20 protein-coding genes are annotated in these 21,746 nt (G+C 65.2%); 11 read left to right on the plus strand and 9 right to left on the minus strand.

The features are described 5' to 3' along the window. Positions 1-2: 2 nt before the first annotated feature. Positions 3-1,790 (minus strand): aminotransferase class I/II-fold pyridoxal phosphate-dependent enzyme, encoded by a 1,788-nt coding sequence (locus tag P2869_RS18015; protein WP_277599057.1) that lies wholly within the window; start codon positions 1,788-1,790, stop codon positions 3-5. Positions 1,791-1,930: 140 nt separating this feature from the next. Between P2869_RS18015 and P2869_RS18020 the strand changes: the two genes are divergently transcribed. The 4 genes from P2869_RS18020 (at position 1,931) to P2869_RS18035 (ending at position 6,397) form a co-directional block, all read left to right on the plus strand. After that, entirely contained in the window at positions 1,931-3,031 is a 1,101-nt protein-coding gene (locus P2869_RS18020; protein WP_126875602.1) for an ABC transporter ATP-binding protein, read from the plus strand. A 53-nt stretch (positions 3,032-3,084) separates the two neighbouring features. After that, positions 3,085-4,134 (plus strand): ABC transporter substrate-binding protein, encoded by a 1,050-nt coding sequence (locus tag P2869_RS18025; protein WP_017774271.1) that lies wholly within the window; start codon positions 3,085-3,087, stop codon positions 4,132-4,134. Positions 4,135-4,271: 137 nt separating this feature from the next. After that, positions 4,272-5,534 (plus strand): ABC transporter permease, encoded by a 1,263-nt coding sequence (locus P2869_RS18030; RefSeq protein WP_176048829.1) that lies wholly within the window; start codon positions 4,272-4,274, stop codon positions 5,532-5,534. Between the two features lie 23 nt (positions 5,535-5,557). After that, positions 5,558-6,397, plus strand: a complete 840-nt coding sequence (locus P2869_RS18035) for an ABC transporter permease (protein ID WP_017774273.1) — start codon at positions 5,558-5,560, stop codon at positions 6,395-6,397. Positions 6,398-6,440: 43 nt separating this feature from the next. On the opposite strand, the gene P2869_RS18040 is transcribed toward P2869_RS18035, so the two are convergent. The 3 genes from P2869_RS18040 to P2869_RS18050 form a co-directional block, all read right to left on the minus strand. Next, positions 6,441-6,647 carry a ChaB family protein gene (locus P2869_RS18040; protein ID WP_017774274.1) on the minus strand — a complete coding sequence of 69 codons (207 nt, stop codon included), beginning with the start codon at positions 6,645-6,647 and terminating at the stop codon, positions 6,441-6,443. Between the two features lie 126 nt (positions 6,648-6,773). Further along, a complete protein-coding gene (locus tag P2869_RS18045; RefSeq protein WP_277599058.1) occupies positions 6,774-7,997 on the minus strand; it encodes a YncE family protein in 1,224 nt (407 codons plus the stop codon). Positions 7,998-8,069: 72 nt separating this feature from the next. Further along, positions 8,070-8,891, minus strand: coding sequence for a creatininase family protein (locus P2869_RS18050; RefSeq protein ID WP_277599059.1), 822 nt, complete (start codon positions 8,889-8,891; stop codon positions 8,070-8,072). A gap of 633 nt (positions 8,892-9,524) precedes the next feature. On the opposite strand from P2869_RS18050, the gene P2869_RS18055 reads away from it, so the two are divergent. Both P2869_RS18055 and P2869_RS18060 read left to right on the plus strand, forming a co-directional pair. Continuing rightward, a complete protein-coding gene (locus tag P2869_RS18055) occupies positions 9,525-11,279 on the plus strand; it encodes an ABC transporter permease subunit (RefSeq protein ID WP_277599060.1) in 1,755 nt (584 codons plus the stop codon). Positions 11,280-11,302: 23 nt separating this feature from the next. Beyond that, positions 11,303-12,658: a nitrate/sulfonate/bicarbonate ABC transporter ATP-binding protein gene (locus P2869_RS18060; protein WP_277599061.1), complete on the plus strand. Its 1,356-nt coding sequence runs from the start codon at positions 11,303-11,305 to the stop codon at positions 12,656-12,658. Between the two features lie 9 nt (positions 12,659-12,667). Here P2869_RS18060 and P2869_RS18065 read toward each other — a convergent pair whose 3' ends face one another. The 3 genes from P2869_RS18065 to P2869_RS18075 form a co-directional block, all read right to left on the minus strand. Then, on the minus strand, positions 12,668-13,096 hold the full coding sequence (locus P2869_RS18065) for a lytic transglycosylase domain-containing protein (protein ID WP_233411937.1): 429 nt from the start codon (positions 13,094-13,096) through the stop codon (positions 12,668-12,670). 139 nt (positions 13,097-13,235) lie between these two features. Then, entirely contained in the window at positions 13,236-13,691 is a 456-nt protein-coding gene (locus tag P2869_RS18070) for a hypothetical protein (RefSeq protein WP_017773220.1), read from the minus strand. A 14-nt stretch (positions 13,692-13,705) separates the two neighbouring features. Continuing rightward, on the minus strand, positions 13,706-14,089 hold the full coding sequence (locus P2869_RS18075; RefSeq protein ID WP_051061909.1) for a hypothetical protein: 384 nt from the start codon (positions 14,087-14,089) through the stop codon (positions 13,706-13,708). Positions 14,090-14,384: 295 nt separating this feature from the next. On the opposite strand from P2869_RS18075, the gene P2869_RS18080 reads away from it, so the two are divergent. Both P2869_RS18080 and P2869_RS18085 read left to right on the plus strand, forming a co-directional pair. Continuing rightward, the gene (locus tag P2869_RS18080) at positions 14,385-14,975 is read left to right on the plus strand and encodes an XRE family transcriptional regulator (RefSeq protein WP_277599062.1); all 591 of its coding nucleotides are present in this window, start codon (positions 14,385-14,387) and stop codon (positions 14,973-14,975) included. Then, entirely contained in the window at positions 14,972-15,499 is a 528-nt protein-coding gene (locus P2869_RS18085) for a GNAT family N-acetyltransferase (protein WP_277599063.1), read from the plus strand. Before P2869_RS18080 ends, P2869_RS18085 begins: the two co-directional genes overlap by 4 nt. Positions 15,500-15,586: 87 nt before the next feature. Here P2869_RS18085 and P2869_RS18090 read toward each other — a convergent pair whose 3' ends face one another. Continuing rightward, complete coding sequence (locus P2869_RS18090) at positions 15,587-17,038, minus strand: MFS transporter (RefSeq protein WP_277599064.1); 1,452 nt, start codon at positions 17,036-17,038, stop codon at positions 15,587-15,589. A 114-nt stretch (positions 17,039-17,152) separates the two neighbouring features. On the opposite strand from P2869_RS18090, the gene P2869_RS18095 reads away from it, so the two are divergent. The 3 genes from P2869_RS18095 to P2869_RS18105 all read left to right on the plus strand — a co-directional run bounded on the left by P2869_RS18095 (position 17,153) and on the right by P2869_RS18105 (position 20,608). After that, positions 17,153-18,040, plus strand: a complete 888-nt coding sequence (locus tag P2869_RS18095) for a helix-turn-helix transcriptional regulator (protein ID WP_277599065.1) — start codon at positions 17,153-17,155, stop codon at positions 18,038-18,040. A 76-nt stretch (positions 18,041-18,116) separates the two neighbouring features. Further along, a complete protein-coding gene (locus P2869_RS18100) occupies positions 18,117-18,707 on the plus strand; it encodes a YSC84-related protein (RefSeq protein ID WP_126879322.1) in 591 nt (196 codons plus the stop codon). A gap of 230 nt (positions 18,708-18,937) precedes the next feature. Beyond that, the gene (locus tag P2869_RS18105) at positions 18,938-20,608 is read left to right on the plus strand and encodes an alkaline phosphatase family protein (protein WP_277599066.1); all 1,671 of its coding nucleotides are present in this window, start codon (positions 18,938-18,940) and stop codon (positions 20,606-20,608) included. Between the two features lie 64 nt (positions 20,609-20,672). Here P2869_RS18105 and P2869_RS18110 read toward each other — a convergent pair whose 3' ends face one another. Next, the gene (locus tag P2869_RS18110; protein WP_017773228.1) at positions 20,673-21,686 is read right to left on the minus strand and encodes a lysylphosphatidylglycerol synthase domain-containing protein; all 1,014 of its coding nucleotides are present in this window, start codon (positions 21,684-21,686) and stop codon (positions 20,673-20,675) included. Between the last annotated feature and the right edge of the window lie 60 nt (positions 21,687-21,746).

Raw genomic sequence — 21,746 nt, forward strand, 5'->3', positions numbered from 1 at the left:
TTTTATGCCGGGCCGGTTTGGGCTTCGGTCGATGCTTCGGTTCTTACGGCTTCGTTTTCGGTGTTGTCGTGCCTCGCCGTTGCCTGGGTTGTTCGGCCCGACGCCCGATTTGACGCTGCTCGTGTGCGTCCGAATGCATGCTGCTCGATCACGCCGGCAAGCGTGGCGAAGGCAGGATCGATCTTCTCGTTGGGCACGCACGCGTAGCCGAGCAGCAGGCCGCGCTGCGGTGCAGAGCCGTTGCCGCCTGCATCGCGCTTGCCGGCGCCGCTCATGTCGCCGTTGCCGCTGTAATACGCCGCGAGCGGACGCACGATCACGCCCGCGTCGAATGCGGCCGCGGCCACCGCGCGGTCGTCGGCGTGGTCGGGCAGGCCGAGTACGAGGTGCAGCCCGGCTTCGTCGCCCATCACGGGCAGCGCGTCGCCAAAGTGCCGCGTAATGGCGTCGATCAGCATTTGGCGACGCTCGCCGTAGAGCGCCCGCATGCGGCGCACGTGCGAGGTCAGGTAGCCGTCCATGATGAATTCGGCGAGCACGGCCTGCTGCATCAGCTGGCCTTCACGATAAAGCTCGGCCACGCCCGTGCGGAACACGTCGACGAGGTGCGGCGGCGCGATCATGTAGCCGATGCGCAGGCCCGGAAACAGCATCTTGCCGAGGCTGCCCACGTAGATCACCTGGCCCGCTTCGTCGAGCCCTTGCAGCGACGCGAGCGGACGGCTGCCATAGCGGAACTCGCTGTCGTAATCGTCTTCGATGATCCACACCTTGTGCTGCCGCGCGTATTCGAGCAGCGTGCGGCGGCGCGCGAGGCTCATCACCATGCCGAGCGGATACTGGTGCGAAGGCGTGACGAGCGCGAGCCGCGGTGGATCGAGCAGATCGGATTCGCGCGGGTTCAGCCCTTCGCTGTCCACGGGCACCGGCACGAGCGTGAGCCCCGACGATTGCAGCACGCTGCGCGCGCCCCAGTAGCACGGCTCTTCCACCCATACGCGATCGCCCACGTCGGTGAGCAGGCGCACGGCAAGGTCCATCGATTGATGGATGCCGGTCGTGATGATGATCTGGTCCGGTGTGCAGTTCACCGACCGCGCCACGCGCAGGTAGTCGGAGAGCGCGCGCCGCAACGGCCGATAGCCGCCGCCGGGCGCGTAGGTGAGCAGGTCTGCGTTCGCCTCTTTCCATAGCCGCGCTTGCAGGCGGCTCCACGTGCGCGCGGGAAATTCGGCAACGTCGGGCACGCCCGGCATGAAGGCGCCCCACTGCTTGGGCGAGACGCCAGCCTGATCGATCAGACGTTGCCCGCGCATCGACATGGCGCCTGGCTCGTGGCGCACGGCGGCTTGCGGCGTGCATAGCGTTGCAGTCGTAGCGTCCGTCGAGCGTTCGGTGGCCGTGCCTGGGGCGGGTGCTGCCTTGCTTGCCGTTCCTGCTGCTGGCGCTGTGGAGCCACTTGCCGAAGCCGGCCCGCCCGCAGTCCCTTGCTCCCGCCGCACGTTCACCGCGGCTTTGTCCGGCCGCGTGTCCGCCACGTACGTGCCGCTGCCCGTCGTCGAGATCACGTAGCCCTCGGCGGTGAGCTGGTCGTACACGTGCAGCACCGTGTTGCGCGCAATGCCGAGGTCGGTTGCGAGCGTGCGCGAACTCGGCAGCTTGGTGCCCGGCGCGAGCTGGCCCGTGAGGATGGCCTGCTGCATGAGCCGCAGCACCTGGCGATACATCGGCTCTCCGCATGCGCGGTCGATCCGCGCCGACAGCCAGTCCGCGAGAATGATCGTGTCCAAGTGGCTCTATCCAGAATAATGAAATGGTTCCATATTGTAGAACCGTAAGCGGCTATAGTGGATCACGCCATTAGCTCAAACCCGCCTTGCGGAGGGAGCCAATGGTAAGGAAACTGCATTGTGAGGAGGAGACTGGGGCAATGAAAAAAGGGGACGTGATCGTCAGCTTTCGCGGTGTGCGAAAGACCTATGACGGCGAATCGCTCGTGGTCAAGCAACTTGACCTCGACATCTACCAGGGCGAATTCCTCACGCTGCTCGGCCCGTCGGGCTCGGGCAAGACGACCTGCCTGATGATGCTGGCCGGCTTCGAATTTCCGACCGGCGGCGAAATCTGGCTTGACGGCAAGCTGCTCAACAACGTGCCGCCGCACAAGCGAAACATCGGCATGGTGTTTCAGAACTACGCGCTGTTCCCGCACCTGACCGTTGAGCAGAACGTGGGCTATCCGCTTTCGGTACGCAAGGTATCGGCGGAAGAACGCGCGCAGCGCGTCAACAACGCGCTGAAGATGGTGCGCATGGAAAGTTTCGCAAAACGCTATCCGGCGCAGCTTTCGGGCGGCCAGCAGCAGCGTATTGCGCTTGCCCGCGCGCTCGTGTTCGAACCGAAGCTCGTGCTGATGGACGAACCGCTCGGCGCGCTCGACAAGCAGCTGCGCGAGCACATGCAGTACGAACTCAAGTCGCTGCACGAGAAGCTCGGCGTCACTTTCGTCTACGTCACGCACGACCAGGGCGAGGCGCTCACCATGTCCGACCGCGTCGCGGTGTTCGACAAGGGCGTGGTGCAGCAGCTCGATACCGTCGACCGCCTCTACGAATCGCCCTGCAACGAATTCGTCGCGAACTTCATCGGCGACAGCAACCGGCTGCGCGGCACGGTGGAGAGCGTCGACGGCGAGTTCTGCGCGTTCCGTCTTGCAGACGGCACGCGGCTCGTGGGCCGCAACGTGGGCGGTGCGAAGGCAGGCGTGCCCGCGGTGGCGTGCATTCGCCCCGAGCGCATGAAGCTCGCGTCCGGTATTGCAGGTGCCGCAGGCCAGAACGGCAACACGCTCGCCGGCGAGGCGCGCGGTCTCATCTATTTCGGCGACCACGTGCGCATGCGCTGCGGCCTGCCGGAACAGGACGAGTGCTTCGTGAAGGTGCCGCTCGGCACCGATGCGCTCGACGCTTTTGCGCCCGGCCGCCCGGTCGCACTCGAATTCGCGCCGGAGCATCTGCGCGTGTTCGCCTGAGTCCCAGTTGTACACAACAACCCTGTACCAAAGACCACCAGAGAGGAACTGACATGAAAACGATCGGGATGACGCGCTTCGCGGCAGCCGCCGCTACGCTTGCCCTGGCATTCGGCGCAACGGCCGCCGCTGCGGCGGAAGTGACTGTCGTCAACTTCGGCGGCGCCAATGGCGACGCGCAGAAGGCCGCCTTCAACCAGCCGTTCGAGGCGCAGACGGGCAACAAGGTGACCGCCGTCGAATACAACGGCGAGCAGGCCAAGGTGAAGGCCATGGTCGAAGCGAAGCACGTGAACTGGGACGTGGTGGAAGTGGAATCGGGCGACCTGGGCCGCGGCTGTGACGAAGGCCTCTACGAGAAGCTCGACTGGTCGAAGATCGCGAAGAAGTCGGATCTCATTCCCGAAGCGCCGCAAACGTGCGGCGCCGGCATTTTCGTGTGGTCCACGGCGCTCGCCTATAACGCCGACAAGCTGAAGACCGCGCCCGCCAGCTGGGCCGACTTCTGGGACGTGAAGAAATTCCCGGGCAAGCGCGGCATGCGCAAGGGTGCGCGCTACAACCTCGAATTCGCGCTGATGGCCGACGGCGTGGCACCGAAAGACGTCTACAAGGTGCTGGCCACGAAGGCTGGCCAGGACCGCGCGTTCAAGAAGCTCGACGAGCTGAAGCCGAACATCCAGTGGTGGGAAGCCGGCGCGCAGCCGCCGCAGTTCCTCGTGGCCGGCGACGTGGTGATGTCCACCGCCTATAACGGCCGCATCAGCGCCGCGCAGAAGGAAGGCAAGAACCTGAAGGTGGTGTGGAACGGCAGCATCTACGACCTGGACTACTGGGCCATTCCCAAGGGCTCGCCGAACAAGGATCTGGCTGAGAAGTACATCGCTTACTCGCTCTCGCCGAAGCCGCAGCAGGAATACGCGAAGCACATCGCGTACGGTCCGGTGAACGTGGCCGCCATCAAGGCGCTCGACGAAAAGACGCTGGAGAACCTGCCGAACTCGCCCGCCAACGGCAAGAACGCAGTGCTGCAAAACATCTCGTTCTGGACCGACCACGGCGACGAGCTGGAGCAGCGCTTCGCGTCGTGGGCGTCGAAGTAAGCAGCAAGTAACCCGCAAGTAACCAGGAAGGACCGGGCGCGGCCGCGCTGCGCCCGGGAAGCAACGGTGCGAACCTTCGCTGAAAGGCGAGCGGTTCGCGCAGTGAAGAGCATGAGAGGAGTCAGGGTGTGACGACGATGACGATGCCCGCCGACGAGGCCGGCGGATCGACTGCGCGGCTCAAGCGCGAGCTGAAGGCTGCCGAGGCGCGCAAGCGGACGATGGCGCTGCTGCTCGTGGCGCCGCTCGCAATTTTTCTGCTGCTGATTTTCGTCGTGCCGATTGCCGCGCTCTTGACGCGCGCCGTGCAGAACCCCGAAGTGGCCACGGCCCTGCCGCACACGATTGGCGTGCTACACGACTGGGACCGCAAGAGCCCGCCCTCCGACGCCGCCTACGCCGCGCTTGCCACCGACCTCACCGCGATCCAGGACGGCGAGGCGATGGGTGCGCTCGCGCGCCGGCTGAACACCGAGATTCCCGGCTTCCGTTCGCTGGTCGCGAAGACCACGCGCGCGATGCCGCTCACCGACGACGCCGGCCATGCGCTCGCGCCCGCCCAGGTCCACGCGAAAATCGCGGAAATCGACGACCGCTGGAACGACGTCACGTACTGGCAGGCCATCGCGAAGAACAGCAGCATGTACTCGCCGTTCTATCTGCTGGCCTCGCTCGACCATCGCCAGGACGCGTTCGGCCACATCATTCCCGCGGACCCTGATCAGCAGATCTACCTCACGGTGTTCACACGCACCTTCACGATCAGCGTGGCCGTGACGCTGCTCGCGCTGCTGCTCGGTTATCCGCTCGCGTACTGGATTTCCACGCTCTCGGAACGGCGCGCGAACCTCGTGATGATTCTCGTGCTGATCCCGTTCTGGACGTCGATTCTCGTGCGCGTGGCCGCATGGATCGTGATCCTCCAGGGCGAGGGGCTCGTCAACAAGGCGTTGATGGGCAGCGGTCTGATTTCCTCGCCGCTTTCGCTGCTGTTCAACCGCGTGGGCGTCTATATCTCGATGACGCACATCCTGCTGCCGTTCATGATCCTGCCACTCTACAGCGTGATGAAGTCGATTCCGCCCACCTATCAGCGCGCGGCGGTTTCGCTCGGCAGCCATCCTTTCGCGGCGTTCTGGCGCGTGTACGTGCCGCAGACGTACCCGGGCATCGGGGCCGGCGCGCTGCTCGTGTTCATTCTCGCGATCGGCTACTACATCACGCCGGCGCTGCTCGGCGGACCGAACGACCAGATGGTCAGCTACTACGTTGCGTACTTCACGAACGTGACGATCAACTGGGGCATGGCGTGTGCGCTCGGCGGGCTGCTGCTCGCGGCCACCACCGTGCTGTACGTGATCTACGGACGCTTCACGCGTTCGCAGCTGAGCCTCGGCTGAACCCGGCGACGGAGAACCATGCAATGAAACTCGCCAGACCCCTGTTCGCGCCGCATACGTCGCTGGTTGAACGCGTGTGGTATTTCGTGCTGCGCGGCATGGCCGTGCTCACGCTGCTGTACCTCGTCATGCCGGTGCTCGCCATCGTGCCGCTGTCGTTCTCGTCGAGCACGTTCCTCGTTTATCCGATGCCGGGCTGGTCGCTGCGCTGGTACGAGAACCTGATCACCTCCGACGACTGGCGCATGGCGGCGAAGAACAGCTTCATCATTGCGCCTTCCGCCACCATCGTGGCGACGGTGCTCGGTACGCTCGCCGCCATCGGTCTCACGAAGGCCGAGTTCCGCGGCAAGGCGCTGCTCATGGCCATCCTCATTTCGCCGATGATCGTGCCGGTGGTCGTGGTGGGCGTGGGCATGTACCTCTTCTTCGCGCCGCTCGGTCTCGCGAATACGTACACGGGGCTGATCCTCGCGCATGCGTCGCTGGGTGTGCCGTTCGTGGTGACGACGGTGGCCGCGACGCTGCAAGGCTTCAATCACAACCTCGTGCGCGCCAGCCTTTCGCTGGGGGCGAATCCGGTGAAGACGTTCTTCCGCATCACGCTGCCCGTCATCGCGCCCGGCGTGATTTCGGGGGCGTTGTTCGCGTTCGCGACGTCGTTCGACGAAGTGGTGGTCACGCTGTTCCTGGCCGGCGCGGACCAAACCACGCTGCCGCGTCAGATGTTCACCGGCATCCGCGAGAACATCACGCCGACCATTGCGGCGCTCGCGACCATCCTGATTCTTTTTTCGACGTCGCTGCTGCTCGCGCTCGAATGGCTGCGTGGCCGCAACGCGGCACGTGCGGTACGGGCGTGAATCGTCTGCATTGAAGGCCTGACTGGCAGAGGCATAACGCCGGTCAGCGCCGCACCCACACATCTCCGTCTTTGACGTACGAGCGCTTCACCGCAGCCCACGCGATGCGGTGCGCGATCTCTTCGTGGTCCGGGTCGCCGGCGTGCGCGGCGAAGGCGTGATTGAAGGCCTCGCGATAGATGTCCTGCGCGTGAGGCGGCAAGTGATTGCGCACGGATGGCGGAAGGTCGTCGTTCGAGGCGTACGGCATGGCGTGCTCCGTTGGCGAGGGTTGCTTTCCGCTTTGGCGCAACAAGCGCGCCTGAGGCCGCGGCGTAATCGCGAAGGCGGACACGCCGTTTCAGCGCTTCCGCCTTCGGCCGAGGGTTGCCGTCGCTTAGCGCATGTTGCCCGTGTGGCCCAGCGAATAGCGGCCGGGCTGCGGCCACACCGTGAGGCCGTGCGGCTCCATGCCCACGGGAATCGACTTCACTGCACCCGTGGTCGTGTCGAACGCATAGACCACGTCGTCGAAGCGGCCCGAGAGCCACAGCGTCTTGCCGTCTGCACTGACGTTGCCCATGTCGGGGCTGCCGCCGCCCGGAATCGGCCAGTTCGCGACGACCTTGCGCGTGGCGAAGTCGATCACAGAGACGCTGCCCTTGCCGTGACGCGGGCCGTGCACGAGGTTCGATCCGCGATTGGCCACATAGAGCTTCGTGCCGTCGCGGCTCGGATAGAGGCCGTGCGTGCCCACGCCGGTTTTGACGAAGCCGACCTTCGTGAAGCTGTCGCCGTCTACGACGAATACGCCGTCGGCCATCATGTCGGCCACATAGAAGACCTTGCCGTCGGGCGAGATGCGGATGTCCTGCGGCATGCCCTTGCGGTCCAGTTCCAGGTAACCCACCACCTTGCGGTTCACGAGGTCGATCTTCGCGAGCTTGCCGCCGAATTCGCAGGTGAAGAGCGCGTACTTGCCGTCGATGGAAAAGTCCGCGTGGTTGATGCCCTTGCACTGCGGCACGTCGAGGCTCGATTTGAGCGCCATGGTGTGCGCGTCGCGGAAGTCGAGGCGCGCGTGCGCTTCGGCTACCACGATGGCTTCCTTGCCGTCGGGCGTGAAGTACATGTTGTACGGGTCGTCGACCAGTACGGCGTTGCCCGGCTTGCCGGTTTTGGGATCGATGGGCGTGAGGCTGCCGTCGTTACGGCCTTCGGCATTGTTGGCGACCCACAGCGTCTGCAAGTCCCACGAGGGCACGACGTGCTGCGGGCTGCGGCCTACCGGGAATTTATCGACCACCTTGTAGGTAGCGGGGTCGATCACGTAGACGTCGTTGGAGCGCAGGTTCGGCACATAGACGCGCGCGAGCGCACCGGCAACGGCCGAACTCATGTGACCGGACTCCGCTTCGCTGTACAGGTTGCCGGCGTTCGGCACGGGCGGCATGCCGGGCACAGTGGTGACGGCCGAAGTGGCCGACGTGGCCGAAGCCGTGGACGCCGCGACGGCATGGCCGGCTCCGAGGCCGGCGAACGAGGCGGCGGCGAAAGCGGTGAACGCGGCGAAGGCAATGAGCCGGGACCGACGGGGAAAGAAGGGTTGACGCAATTGCATGGTGGAGTCCGTTTGTCGGTTGTTGGATGGGTAGACGGTGGATAAACGGGCGCGTGTGTGCGGCGCAGGGCTTCAGCGGCCCGCGGTGTCTTTCTTGATTGCTTCGATGGTGCGCGAAACGATGGCGTCGATGCCCAGCTGTCCGAGTTCGACGCTGGAGCGGCGCGGGTCGCCGCCGTAGACGCCGTCGGCCGCGCTGGGTTTCGGGGCGGTGCGCAGCTTGTCGAGCCGCACCATCTGCGGCGCGACCGCGAGCAGCAGCGACGTGTCCGCGAGTCCGGCGTGCGTGCCGATCTCGGCATCCGTGACGCCGTGCTGACGCAGGATTTGCGCGTAGCCGTCGGAACTCATGCCGTAATACTCGGCCGGCACGAAGGCGCGCGCCGAACCGGCCCACGACTTGTTGAGCTGCGTAACCGCGCGCCGGATGTCGTTCTGATACCCACCGTGATCGCCGAGGAACACGATGTTGGTGAAGCCGTGCACCTTGAAGCTGTTGGCGGCGGACTCGAGCGTCTTCTCGAACACGTCGTCGGGCACGGTGATGGTGCCGGGAAAGCGCATGTGCGAGGTGGCGGGCGCATAGCCGCCTTCGGGCACATAAGCGATCACGGGCGCGACGATAGCGTTGCCGAGACCTTGCGCGATGCGTTCGGCGAGTATCTTCGCGCGCACGTTGTGCTTGCCGAGCGCGACGTAAGGCCCGCTCTGTTCCGTGCCGCCGATAGGAATCAGGATCGTGGTCTTGCCGGCGCGAATCTCGTCGCGCAACTCGGTCCACGTGAGGTCTTCGAGCTGTACCGTTTTGGGCATCTGCGCCACGGCCGTGTGCGCGGCGGCGAACGCGAGCGCGGCGGCAATTGTGGCGAGAGCGTGTCGAACTTGAAAGCGCATGAAAAGTCCTTGCGAAGAGGCTTGGGCCGGCGAGGGCGGGGCCGGCCCGATGTCCTGCGACGTTATCACAGTGGTGTATTCGAGCGGACGCCCTGCGGGCTTGTTCGAGATCAAGGGTTGTGCAGGTGGTGGCGCGCTGCGTTCGGTGCCGGAACGGCCTGCGGTGAGCCGCGCCGGGGCTGAATCGCGTGTTGACTTCCCGTTCGCGGAATGTCTAGAATTCCGGCTTCGTCACAAAAGGGGCCGATGCCTTGGACAGTAGCAGTTGTCGATCTTCGAACGGTTTTATCGCCTGACCGGCAAGACGTCCGCGCTCCCTTTTTCCGGCCGCCGTCTTGCCAGCAGGCAGACGGTGCGCGTCGCAGTCATTCTCCCCGTGCACCTTTGATTCGCGCCATCTGGCGTTGCGCTCGCATGCTTGTTTGCTGGCTTGCGTGCCGCGTCGCCTGAATGGTCCGGCTGCGAGTCCGTTCGTTCGCACGTATCGCGCTTGCCTGAGCGCGTGCTCCGTGCGTATGGACTCTCGCGGAAAACATCAGCCAGCAGCAAGGATCCGGCAAAACGCAAGCGCGAGGGCTCGACGCGAGTCCACGCCAGCGTGGCCAGTTCCTGGGCGATTGTCTTTATTGAGTCATGGTGGATTTTCGTTTCAACCTGAACCGCACGGCGAACGCGTCGGCGTGGCGGCTGCTGCCGAACGGCTGGGACTTTGTGGCGTTCCCGCTGATCCTGTGCCTGATCGCGATGGCGGCGATCGGTTTTCACCAGACGCTGGCGCCGATGTCCACGCTGCAGACCCAGGCGATCGTGCTGGAGCCGTCGATGCTGCCCGAGTACGCCATGCGCACCACGCTGCGCATGCTCGCGGCGATGGTGGCGTCGCTGGCGTTCACCTTCACCTACGGCACGCTGGCGGCCAAGAGCCGGCGCGCGGGCATGGTGCTGGTGCCGGTGCTCGACATCCTGCAGTCGGTGCCGGTGCTGGGCTACATCTCGTTCACCGTGACGTTCTTCCTCGCGCTCTTTCCGGGGCGCGTGCTGGGTGCGGAGCTGGCGGCCATCTTCGCCATCTTCACGAGCCAGGCCTGGAACATGACCTTCAGCTTCTACCAGTCGCTGCGCACCGTGCCGCGCGACCTGGACGAGGTCTCGCGCGGCTTTCACCTGACCGCCTGGCAGCGCTTCTGGAAGCTCGAGGTGCCGTTCTCGATGCCGGGGCTGATCTGGAACATGATGATGTCGATGTCGGGCGGCTGGTTCTTCGTGGTGGCCTCCGAGGCCATCACGGTGGGCAACAGCACCATCACGCTGCCGGGCATCGGCGCGTACCTGGCGCAGGCCATCGCGCAGAAGAACCTGCACGCGGTGGGCTGGGTGATCCTCGCCATGACGGTGGTGATCCTCGCCTACGACCAGTTGCTGTTCCGCCCGCTGGTGGCCTGGGCCGACAAGTTCCGCATGGAGACCACCAGTTCGGGCACGGCGCCCGGCTCCTGGCTGCTGGACCTGATCCGGCGCACTCGGCTCATCCACCGCATGCTGGTGCCGTTCGGCTGGCTGCTGGCGCGCCTTGCGCGCGTGCCGCTCAAGCTGCCCGCGTTCGAGCGGCCCAGCCCGTTCGGCGTGACGCGCACGCTGGGCACGCGCACGGCCGACATCGTGTGGGGCATCGTCGTGGTGCTGCTCACCGCCTACGTGCTGTACCGGGTGATTGCGTACGTGCACACGGGCGTAGGCATGGACGAGGTGCTGCACGTGTTCGTGCTGGGCTTCATCACGCTGCTGCGGGTGGTGGTGCTGATCGCGCTGTCGTCGCTGGTGTGGGTGCCGCTGGGGGTGCTGATCGGGCTGCGCCCGGCGCTGGCCCAGAAGATCCAGCCGCTCGCGCAGTTCCTCGCGGCGTTTCCGGCCAACCTGCTGTTTCCGGTGTTCGTGATGGCGATCGTGCGCTTTCACCTGAACCCGGACATCTGGCTCTCGCCGCTGGTGGTGCTGGGCACGCAGTGGTACATCCTGTTCAACGTGGTGGCGGGCGCGAGCGCGTATCCGAACGACTACCGCGAGGCGGCCACGAACTTCCGCATCCGCGGCTGGCAGTGGTGGCGCCAGGCGATGCTGCCGGGCGTGCTGCCGTACTACATCACGGGGGCGATCACGGCCTCGGGCGGGGCATGGAACGCGAGCATCGTCGCGGAGGCGGTGCAGTGGGGCGACACGAAGCTGGTGGCGCACGGGCTGGGGGCGTACATCGCGCAGACCACGGCCGACGGGGACTTCCCGAAGATCATCCTTGGGGTGGCGGTGATGTCGCTGTTCGTCACCCTGTTCAACCGGCTGTTGTGGCGTCCGCTGTACGCGTACGCCGGGTCGAGGCTGCGGCTCGACTGAATGGGCGAAGCGGAGAGCGAATCATGCAGGAACCGAAAACTGTAACGGCCGCAGGCGGACAGACCGCTGCGGCGAACGTGGCGCCGGTGCCGGGCGCCGAGATCCTGAACGTGAAGCACGTGAGCCGTGGCTTCAACAAGGCGCAGGGCGAGCTGCTGGTGCTCGACGACGCGAACCTGACGCTGCGCGAGGGGGAGATCGTGGGGCTGCTGGGCCGCTCGGGCTCGGGCAAGTCGACGCTGCTGCGCATCATCTCGGGGCTGATCGAGCCGACCTCGGGGGAGGTGGAGTACCTGGGGCGGCCGCTGAAGGGCCCGGCCGAGGGGGTGGCGATGGTGTTCCAGACGTTTGCGCTGTTTCCGTGGCTGACGGTGCTGCAGAACGTGGAGGCGGGGCTGGAGGCGCGCGGGGTGGCGGCGCGCGAGCGCCGGGAGCGGGCGCTGGCGGCGATCGACCTGATTGGTCTGGACGGGTTCGAGAACGCGTACCCGCGGGAGCTGTCGGGGGGCATGCGGCAGCGGGTGGGGTTTGCACGTGCGCTGGTGGTGGACCCGACGCTGCTGCTGATGGACGAGCCGTTCTCGGCGCTGGACGTGCTGACGGCCGAGACGCTGCGCACGGACCTGCTGGACCTGTGGACGCAGGGCCGGCTGCCGATCCGCTCGGTGCTGATCGTGACGCACAACATCGAGGAAGCGGTGTTCATGTGCGACCGGATCCTGGTGCTGTCGTCGAACCCGGGGCGGGTGCTGGCGGAGATCAGGGTGCCGTTCAGACATCCGCGCAACCGGCTGGACCCGGCGTTCCGGCGGTTGGTGGACGACATCTACGCGAAGATGACGGCGCGGCAGACGGGCGGGTGGGGCAAGAAGGAGCTGGAGCTGGAGCTGGGCAGCTGGCTGCCGCAGGTGTCGACGAACCTGATGGCGGGGCTGATCGAGACGCTGGCGATGCCGCCGTACCACGGGCGGGCGGACATGCCGGAGATTGCGCGCTCGCTGCACCTGGAGGTGGACGACCTGTTCCCGATCGCGGAGATGCTGCAGCACCTGGGGTTTGCGGACGTGCGCGAGGGGGACGTGTTCCTGACGCCGCCGGGGCGGGTGTTCGCGGAGTTCGGGACGCAGGAGCGCAAGATGATGTTCGCGGAGCACCTGCTGCGCAACGTGCCGCTGGCGGCGCGGATCAGGAAGGTGCTCAACGAGCGGCCGGGTCACCGCGCGCCGCGCGTGCGCTTCGAGCAGGAGCTGGAAGACTTCCTGTCGGACCAGGCGGCGGAGGAGACGCTCGATACGGTGATCGACTGGAGCCGTTATGCCGAGATCTTCTCGTATAACGACCAGACCGAGATTTTTAGTCTGGAGGATGTGGAGGCTTGATGGGGAGGCTTAATCCGACATCCCCCACGAGACCAGTACCGAATGAATGTTGCGCGCGTACTGGTCGCGTAGCTGCGGCGTTTCCGAGTGGTAGGCACCAATCGCCTGCCACGTGTTTCCGTGGCGAATCATCTTCTGCTTGAGCATCCACGCCGCTACGTAGATGTTCACGCACGCGTCCTTGAGCGCATTGGGCGGCACGCCATAGCGGCGCAACTCGCCGAAGTGCACGGAATTGATCTGCGTCTGGCCTACGTCCACGCTGCCGTCCGCATTTCGATGCACGGCATTCGGATTGCCCTTCGATTCGAACCACGCGATGGCACGCAGGATGAGCGGGTTCACGCCTTGATAGGTGCCCGCGCGTTCGAAGCAGTTGTCGTCCGCGTGGTTGTCGTCCGCATGTGCGGCGGCGGGCGACAGCACGGCGACGGTCATGGCGAGCGAAACGAGACTGGATGCGGCGAAGCGCTTCGCCGCGAACAGAACGTGTTGCATGGCGGGGACCCCCAATATTGCCTGACGGTTTCTTGCCGTCGATGATTTCTTGCCGCTAACGAACGGCCACCCTCCACCCTCAGCGCGTCATGGCGACCGAAACGCCTTCGGTCGCAACCGACCGTTTGTCGTGCGGCCGTTCCAGCAACGCGGCGTCCAGCTTCTTTTCCATCGCGGCAAGCTGCGTGCGTGATTCGTCGGTGACGACGACGCGCACCTGGACTTCCGGCGCTTTCTTCGCGACCACATGGCGCGATTTCTTCGAGCGACGCGACGAGCCCGTGGTGGCAACCGGCGCCGACGTGTCTTCGTCGTCGCTGGCCGAGCCCGAGCCCGGCAGCGAGGCGAGCGACGGCACCGGCGGAAAGAGCTGGTTCGGCGCGGCGGCGGCCGTGGTCGGCTTGATGACGAAGGCCGACGACGAGCCACCTGACGCGGCCTGCGTCTGTGAAGGCGGCGCGCTAACGTTTGCAGGGTCGGCCGCGAATGCGGTGCCGCATGCGAGTGTGGCCGTGCAGATCAGGAATCGAAGCATAGGTCGGCCTCCGGTTACTCGGTCGGTTTGAGCTGGATGCTGTAGGGCTGGCAACTGCCTACGGCCACGTTTTCCATCCGCACCGACCCGGCTCGCTGCGAAGCAATGCCGCGCTTCACGGACTGGTTCAGATACGCAAAGTCCTGCGGCAGCGCGGAAACGACGATCGTCGTGGGCTGCAACTGTTTCGACGCGAGCGCGCCGACCTTCGTGAGCACCGAAGTCAACTGCGGGTCGCGGGCGCCGAGCGCATCCGGTGGTATGACGAAATCGACGAGCTTTGGCGGCGCGGCAGGCGTGTGGATGTCGGTACGCGCACTGGCGTCCTGATTCGGTCCCTGGAGCTGGGCACATCCCGCAAGGACGGCCACGACGACGAGACTGGCAAGCAATTTCACGGTTGTCCCCCACGCTTTGGACCTGCGTTATCGGCAGCAATGGCGAATGATTTACCCCTCCTGGGAAAATTTACGCAGCGGCAAGGCAGACAGCCTTTCCTCGCGACGGCGAACTGGTTTAAGCACCTACTGCGCACGTTCGCCAAACCTTATTCGTATGACGTGTGCGCGTTCATCGCCTACCGCCGTCAACGGCTTTCCTTAGACGTTTGCGCAGCGGCACGCCCATGCCGCTCACGAACGCGCAAATTATGGTTCCTTCATAGTGGATTTATTTTCCATTAAACTGGAACGCATGGACGTCACCGAACTCATTGCGGCCCGCGTGCGCGAACTTCGCGCGGCGCACGGCCTTTCACTCGACGCGCTCGCGGAACTCAGCGGCGTCAGCCGCTCGAACATATCGCTGATCGAGCGCGGCGAAAGCAGCCCCACGGCGGTGGTGCTCGACAAGCTGGCCACGGCGTTCGGCGTCACGCTTGCGTCGTTGTTCGAAGAAAGCGCGGCTACGCAGGACGAACCGTCGCCCGTCTCACGCGCACGCGCGCAGACGGTATGGACCGATCCCGGCTCCGGCTACGTGCGCCGCCATTTGTCGCCGGCGGTGCGTTCGCCCATTCAACTCGTCGAGGTGCACTTTCCGGCCGGCAAACGCGTGGCGTACGACACGGGGGCACGCGAAGTCGAGATCAATCAGCAGGTGTGGGTTATCGAAGGGGCGATGGAAATCACGCTGGGCGAAGAGCGCTGGCGTCTTGAAGCAGGTGACTGCCTCGCGATGCGGGTGGATCGGCCCACGGTGTTTCGCAACCCTACGCGCAAGCCCGCACGCTACCTCGTGGCGCTGACCACGCTTGCCTCCATGCCCACACGGAGAAACGGATGAGCGCGAACGTAACGGTGATGCGAGTCGGGGCCAACGAAAGCGCGGCATGCGTCGAGGCACTGGCCGATGTGTTGATCGACTGCGTGGCAGGCGGGGCGTCGGTGAGTTTCATGTGGCCGCTGTCTCGCGACAAGGCCATCGCGTTCTGGCGCGACGTGGCCGAAGGCGTGGCGCGCAACGAGCGCGTGTTGCTCGTGGCGCAAGGCGAGGACGGCGAGATCGTCGGTACGGTGCAGTTGATTCTCGCGCAGCCCGAGAATCAGCCGCATCGTGCCGACGTGGCGAAGATGCTCGTGCATCGCAAGGCGCGCCGCTGCGGCGTTGCGCAACAGTTGATGGCCGCCGTGGACCATGCGGCGCGCGAAGCGGGCAAGACGGTGCTTGTGCTCGACACCGTGACCGGCGGCGATGCCGAGCGCCTCTATCAGCGCGCCGGATGGGAGCGCGTGGGAACGGTGCCGAACTACGCGCTCATGCCCGACGGTACGTTCTGCGCGACGACGTTCTATCACAAGCAGCTTTGAACGGCCGTTGTGCGCGGGCTGAGCGATGCTATCGCATGCTCGCAGACGCACTGCCAGACCCAGCGCCAGACCGAGGCACGCACGTCGTCAGTCCACGGGCACCTGCGCCACGTTCACGGCCACGCTGATGCCCGCGTTTCGATCGTGGTTGCGATACACCGCGGCGCAGGCCACCAGCACGAGCATCACGCAGAACTCCGCGACGAGACTCGCCGTTGCGGCATCGAGATACAGGCCGGAATGGTGGAGCGTCTGCGCGAACACAGCACCCAGGGCCGCAGAGCCCAGCCCGAACGATGCCTGTTGCACCGTGGCCAGCATGGCGCTGCCGGCGCCCGCCTGTTCGTGCGGCACGTCCGTGAGCGAGATGCGGTAATAGCTGCTCACGATGAACGCCTGGCCGGCACCGATCAGCATCGTGGCCGGTGCGAGATTCAGAATGCCCGGGTGAGGCCACACCTCATGCAGTGTCGCGATCAGTGCGAGCAGGCCCGGCATCTGGATCGCGCAGCCCAGCATCAACGTCTGAGTGCGTCCGAACTTTGCGACGGCCCGTGCGGTGAAGAGCGACGCGACGAAGTACGAGCCGCCCAGCATGATCAGCGTATTGCCCGAGTGAACCGGCGAGAGCCCCGCGCCCGCCTGGAGCGTGAGCGCGAGCACGAACATGAAGCCGCTCCAGCACGAGAAGAACAGGATCGCGACGACAAGGCCAAAGCGCACGCTAGGCAGGCGCAACAGCGTGGGCGGCAGCAGCGGCGATATTCCGCGGCGTTCCTGGACCAGCTCCGTCTTCCACAGCAGCACGATGAGCGGCACCGCCGCGACGAGCAGCGCGATGCACGGCGCTGACCAGTGCAGCGAAGGGCCCATCGAAAGCGGCAGCAGGATGGCGAGAATCACGAGCGCGAGCAGCAGCGTGGCGGGACGGTCGATACCTGCGGCGTGATCGCGGCGTGTTTCCGGAATCCACCGCGAGCACGCGAGGATGGCCGCACACACCGGCAGGTTGATGAGAAACACGCTGCGCCAGCCGCTGCCCGCAATGTTGGCCGACACGAGAAAGCCGCCCAGCACCTGCCCCACGATGAACGCGAGCCCGCCGATGGCGCCATAAAACCCGATGGCGCGCGAATGGGCGTGGCCTTTGAGGCTCACGTGGATGGTGGCGAGAATCTGCGGCACGAGCAGCGCTGCTGCCACGCCTTGCAACGCGCGCGCCGCGAGCAGCAGCGCCATCGAATTGGCGAGCCCGCACAGCAGCGACGAAATGCCGAACAGCAGCACGCCGATGTTAAAAATGCGTCGCCGGCCGAAGTTGTCGCCCAGCCTGCCGCCCATCGCGAGGCACACGGCGAACGCCACGCCGTAGGCGGCCACCATGAGTTCGAGCCCGGTTTCGGTGGCATGCAGCGAATGGGCAACGGCGTCGAGCGCCACGTTGACGATCGAAAAATCGATTTGCGGAAGCAGCTGGCCAGCCAGCAGCACGAATAGTCCAAGCTGACTGAGCTTGGGGTGAGGATTCTGCGCGGTCATCGAAAGCCTTCCTTCAATGCGTTTGGAAAGCTAGTATGGAGAGCGTTTTAGACTGGTACCAGAGTTTGTTTAGACTGGTATAAGTTGTGTCAGGCTATGATGGAGCGACCTCGAATGAATGCCACGCCGGAACTGTTCCTCGCCGACTCGCCGGACGAGGGCGATATCGTCGATACGAACCGCCTGCTGCAGCTGGCCGGCTTCCTGCGGGCCCGGCGCGAGAGTCTGGACCCCGCGCGGCTCGGGCTGCCCCGCATCGGCCGGCGCCGCACGCCGGGTTTGCGCCGCGAGGAGGTGGCGCAGCTCGCGGGCATCGGCATTACCTGGTACACGAAGCTCGAGCAGGGGCGCCCGATTCGTGTATCCGCGAAGGTGCTGGACGCTGTAGCGGCCGCCCTGCAGTGCAGCGAGACCGAAACGCGCCATCTCTTCACGCTTGCTGGCGTGACGCGGCCGGCCTCGGTGACCACGAAGCCGTCCTGCGAAAGGCTTTCGGAGGCGTGGCAGCGCGTGCTCGATCAGATGAACCCGTTTCCGGCGGTGATTCAAAGCGCGCGGTTCGACATTATCGGTTTCAACGCGGGATATTGCAGGCTCGTCGGCATCGATCTCGCGACCATCCCGCCTGAAGATCGCAACTGCCTTTACCTCGCGTTGACGCACCCGACGTGGCGCGCGTGCCTCGGTGACTGCGACGAAGCACTCGACCGCATGGTGGCGCTCTTTCGCGCCGCGATGGCCGAGCACATGCAAGACCCGGCTTGGGAAAGGCAGTTGCAGCGCTACATGAATGTGTCCGCGGAGTTTCGCGAGTTGTGGCCGCGCCATCAGGTGGTCGGCATCGAGAACCACGTGAAGCGGTTCCGTCATGCCTCGGTGGGCGTGTATAGCATGCAGCAGACCAACTGGTGGTCCGCGGCGCAGAACGGCGTGCGCCTGCTCGTCTACATGCCCGCAGACGAAGAGAGCGAGCGGCTCTGGCGGCAACTTTCCGCGTCGTAGCTGTCCAACTGGACACGCGGCAACGTTCGCGAACATTCAATCAACAATTACTCGTCGGAGGAAAGCACCCATGCCCATGCGTCGACGTCAGTTCATCACGGGTTCCAGCGCCATGCTGGCAACAGGCGCCCTTGCACTGGCCGGCTGCACCACCACGCCGCCAGGCACCGGCAACACGCAGGCCGACAACACCGAGAAGCGTGCCAACATCAACGCAGGCGTGGACGCCACATTGGCACGCCTCTACAGCACGGTCCACGGTTCGCAGGAGTTGGTCGCGAAGTCGCGCGGCGTGCTGGTGTTTCCCTCGGTCATCGCGGCCGGCTTCTGGTTCGGCGCACAGTACGGCGAAGGCGCGCTGCGCGTGGGCGACCAGACCACGGGCTACTACAGCACGCTGGGCGGTTCGTTCGGATTGCAGATCGGCGCGCAGTCGAAGGCACTCGTCTTCGCGTTCATGACGCAGGAAGCGCTGGACAGCTTCCTGAAGAGCCAGGGCTGGTCGGCGGGTGCGGATGCAACGGTTGCGCTCGCGAAGATCGGAGCCAACGGCAATCTGGACACATCGACGGCCATGAGCCCCGTTGAAGCGTTTGTGCTCACCAATGCGGGTTTGATGGCGGGCATCTCGCTCGAAGGGACGAAGGTGTCGCGACTCATGATCTGAGCGCGCCGCTCGATCGTCGAAGTCAAGCAAGCCAGTGCAGGTTAGCGCCTGCACTGGCTTTTTTGTGTGCAGAGCTTCTGCCAACGCAGAGGCAATACGGATCACGAAATAACTTGTAAGAGAATGTAATTGAAAGTCCCGCTTCATCCACGGGACGTAATGGCCATGCAGATTGGCACCTCGGTCGGAGATGTTCCCAATAGTTCTACCAATAACGAACGAGGTGACGAATGGAACGGACATGGAAGCGCTCTGCGGTAGCCGCGGCCAGCGCGATAGCCCTTGGGCTCGCGGGCATGCAATCCGCGCAGGCTGCTCAGGACGAGCAGCATGAGCACCACGAAGCGAGGCAGGTGAAGCATGTGCTTCTCATCAGCTTCGACGGTCTACACCAGCAGGACGTGGCCCGCTGCGTTGCCGGCAATACCTGCCCGAACCTCGCGTTGCTCGCTCAGTCAGGCGTGACGTACACTAACGCTCACACGCCGGGCCTTTCCGATTCGTTTCCTGGCCTCGCCGCGCTTGTGACCGGTGGTTCGCCGAAGACCGCGGGCCTCTTCTACGACGTCTCCTACGACCGCACGCTCTACGCGCCCTCGGACACGCAATGCCAGGGCAAGCAAGGCTGGAACGTCGTGTTCGATGAAACGACGGGCATCGATGCCGAGAATGGCGGCGCGCTCGTTCACCTCGATGGCGGCGGCGCCTTCAATCCGCAGGCTATTCCGAACGCGAAGATCAACGGTGTGTGCACGCCCGTGTATCCGCACAACTACGTCAAGACGAACACCGTGTTCGAGGTGGTGAAGCAGCACGTTCGCGGCGCGCGAACCGCATGGGCGGACAAGCACGCGTGGGGCTACGACTGGCTGAATGGTCCGTCTGGACGCGGCGTGGACGATCTCGCGCGCACGGAGATCAATTCCATCGACCCCGCCACCGGTTCCGATTACACCGACACCTACAAGCACACCGAGCAGTTCGACGACTTCCACGTGGCCGCGCTCATCAACGAGATCGACGGCAAGGACTCCACGGGCAAGACGAATGCGTCCGTCCCCACGCTGTTCGGCACGAACTTCCAGACGCTCAGCGTTGCGCAGAAGGCGGTAGTCGCCAAGGGCGGCGGGTATCTGGACGCGAGCTTCACGCCGGGCCCGCAGGTGGCGGACGCCGTGGCGTACCTCGACAAGTCGCTGGGCCGCATTGTCGATGAACTGAAGCAGCGCAACCTCTATTCGTCGACGCTCGTCATCGTGACGGCCAAGCACGGCCAGTCGCCTACGGATCACACGAAGCTCGTGAAGAACGGCGACACGCTGACGGCGCTGCTCGAAGCCAACAACTATCTGGACCCGAACGGCAACTTCGGCCAGGCCAACACGAAGACGGGCAACCTCAATGACGGCAGCGGTCTGGTGGGCACGGGCTTTGTGCAGACCGACGACGTGGGCCTCGTCTGGCTGCGCGACCCGAGCCAGTTGAATGCCGTGGTGAAAACGCTCAAGGACAACCTGAGCTGCAACGCGCCCGGCATCTGCGCGGACGGTCCGCAGGCGTACATCCTGTACGGCCAGAGCGTGAAGGCTAAGTTCGGCGACCCGTCGCTGGGCCGCACGCCGGACATCGTCGTGCAGCCGAATCCGGGCGTGATCTACACGTCGAGCAAGAAGAAGGACGAAGAGCACGGCGGCAACGCGCCCGACGACAGCCACCTGGGCCTCGTCGTGTCGTTCCCGGGTCTGCACCACGCCGGCCGCACGAATCCGGACTACGTGCTGACCACGCAGGTCGCGCCGACGATTCTGCGCGCGCTCGACGTCGATCCGGATCTGCTGCACGCGGTGGCTGCGGAAGGCACGCGGGCGCTGCCGGGGCTTGGGCTGGGTCGCGAAGAGTAAGAGGATTGCGGCGAGGCGGCGGACGGGCCCGGCTCGTCTGCCGCGAGGCGACGCGACGTAGCGATCAGCGCCGCCCGTCCATCGCGGCGGCCGGGGTGCGATACGAGCGCCGGCCGCCCGACGATTCGGCGAACTGCCAGGCGAAGAGCCCCGGCACGTAGATGAGCAGGTCGCGCACGCGCCGCGCGCCGGCCAGCGCGAGCGAGGTGGCGGGGTCCAGCCCGAAGGCCGAGCCGATCAGCACGAATCCCCCTTCCTGCACGCCCAGAGCGCCCGGCACGAAGAACGCGGCGCTGCTCACGGCCTGAATCAGCGATTCGATCACTACCGCTTCAAGGAAGCTGATGTTCGCGCCGAGGAAGTGCACCGCAATCCAGATTTCGAGCGCGGTGCCGAGGCATTGCAGCGTCTGCCAGAAGAACACGTAGCGCAGCACCACGCCGTGCCGCCGCCAGACGAGCTTGATGGCGCGGTCGATATGCGCCGAACTTCCGGCGAGCGCCGTGAGCTGTCCGCTTGCCACGCGGTTGAGCAGCTGCGAAAGACGCTCGAAGGGATTCGCGTGCTGCACGAGCGCGAACAGCAGGAGCACCGGGGCGAGCGCAAGCGTGCCCCAGAACAGGTTCGTGGCCAGATGGAGCGAGTCGCCCACGGTGTGCGCCACCAGATAGCCGATGGCGGCGATCGTGAACAGCAACTGGCTGATGAGCGTGAGCTGCATGTCGACCACGAGGCTCGCCATCGCCGTGGATGCGCGCAGACCGCGCTGGCGCAGCAGCCGGAACGAGGTGATCTCGCCGCCAATGCGCGCCACCGGCAACATGCCGTTCACCGATTCGCGAATCCAGACGAGTTGCAGCATGCGCGCGAAGCTGGGGCGGTTGGCGCCGCGGATCAGCGTTTGCCAGTCGCGTGCGTTGGCGAGCATCGGCAGCACGTGCACGATCGCGGCGAGCACGAGGCCTGGGCCTGCCGCGCGCATTAGCGCCAGTACGGCGCCGGGGTTGTCACGCCAGAAAAGCCACAGGGAAATAACGAGTCCGGCAAATGCCGCGATGCGGCCGAGGTGTTTCTTCATGCCGCATCCGTGGGCAGTAATTCAGTCATTCGGTGTTTCCATCAGCCGGGCGTTGCGCCG

Source organism: Paraburkholderia sp. SUR17, assembly GCF_029536165.1.
Taxonomy (GTDB): domain Bacteria; phylum Pseudomonadota; class Gammaproteobacteria; order Burkholderiales; family Burkholderiaceae; genus Paraburkholderia; species Paraburkholderia kururiensis.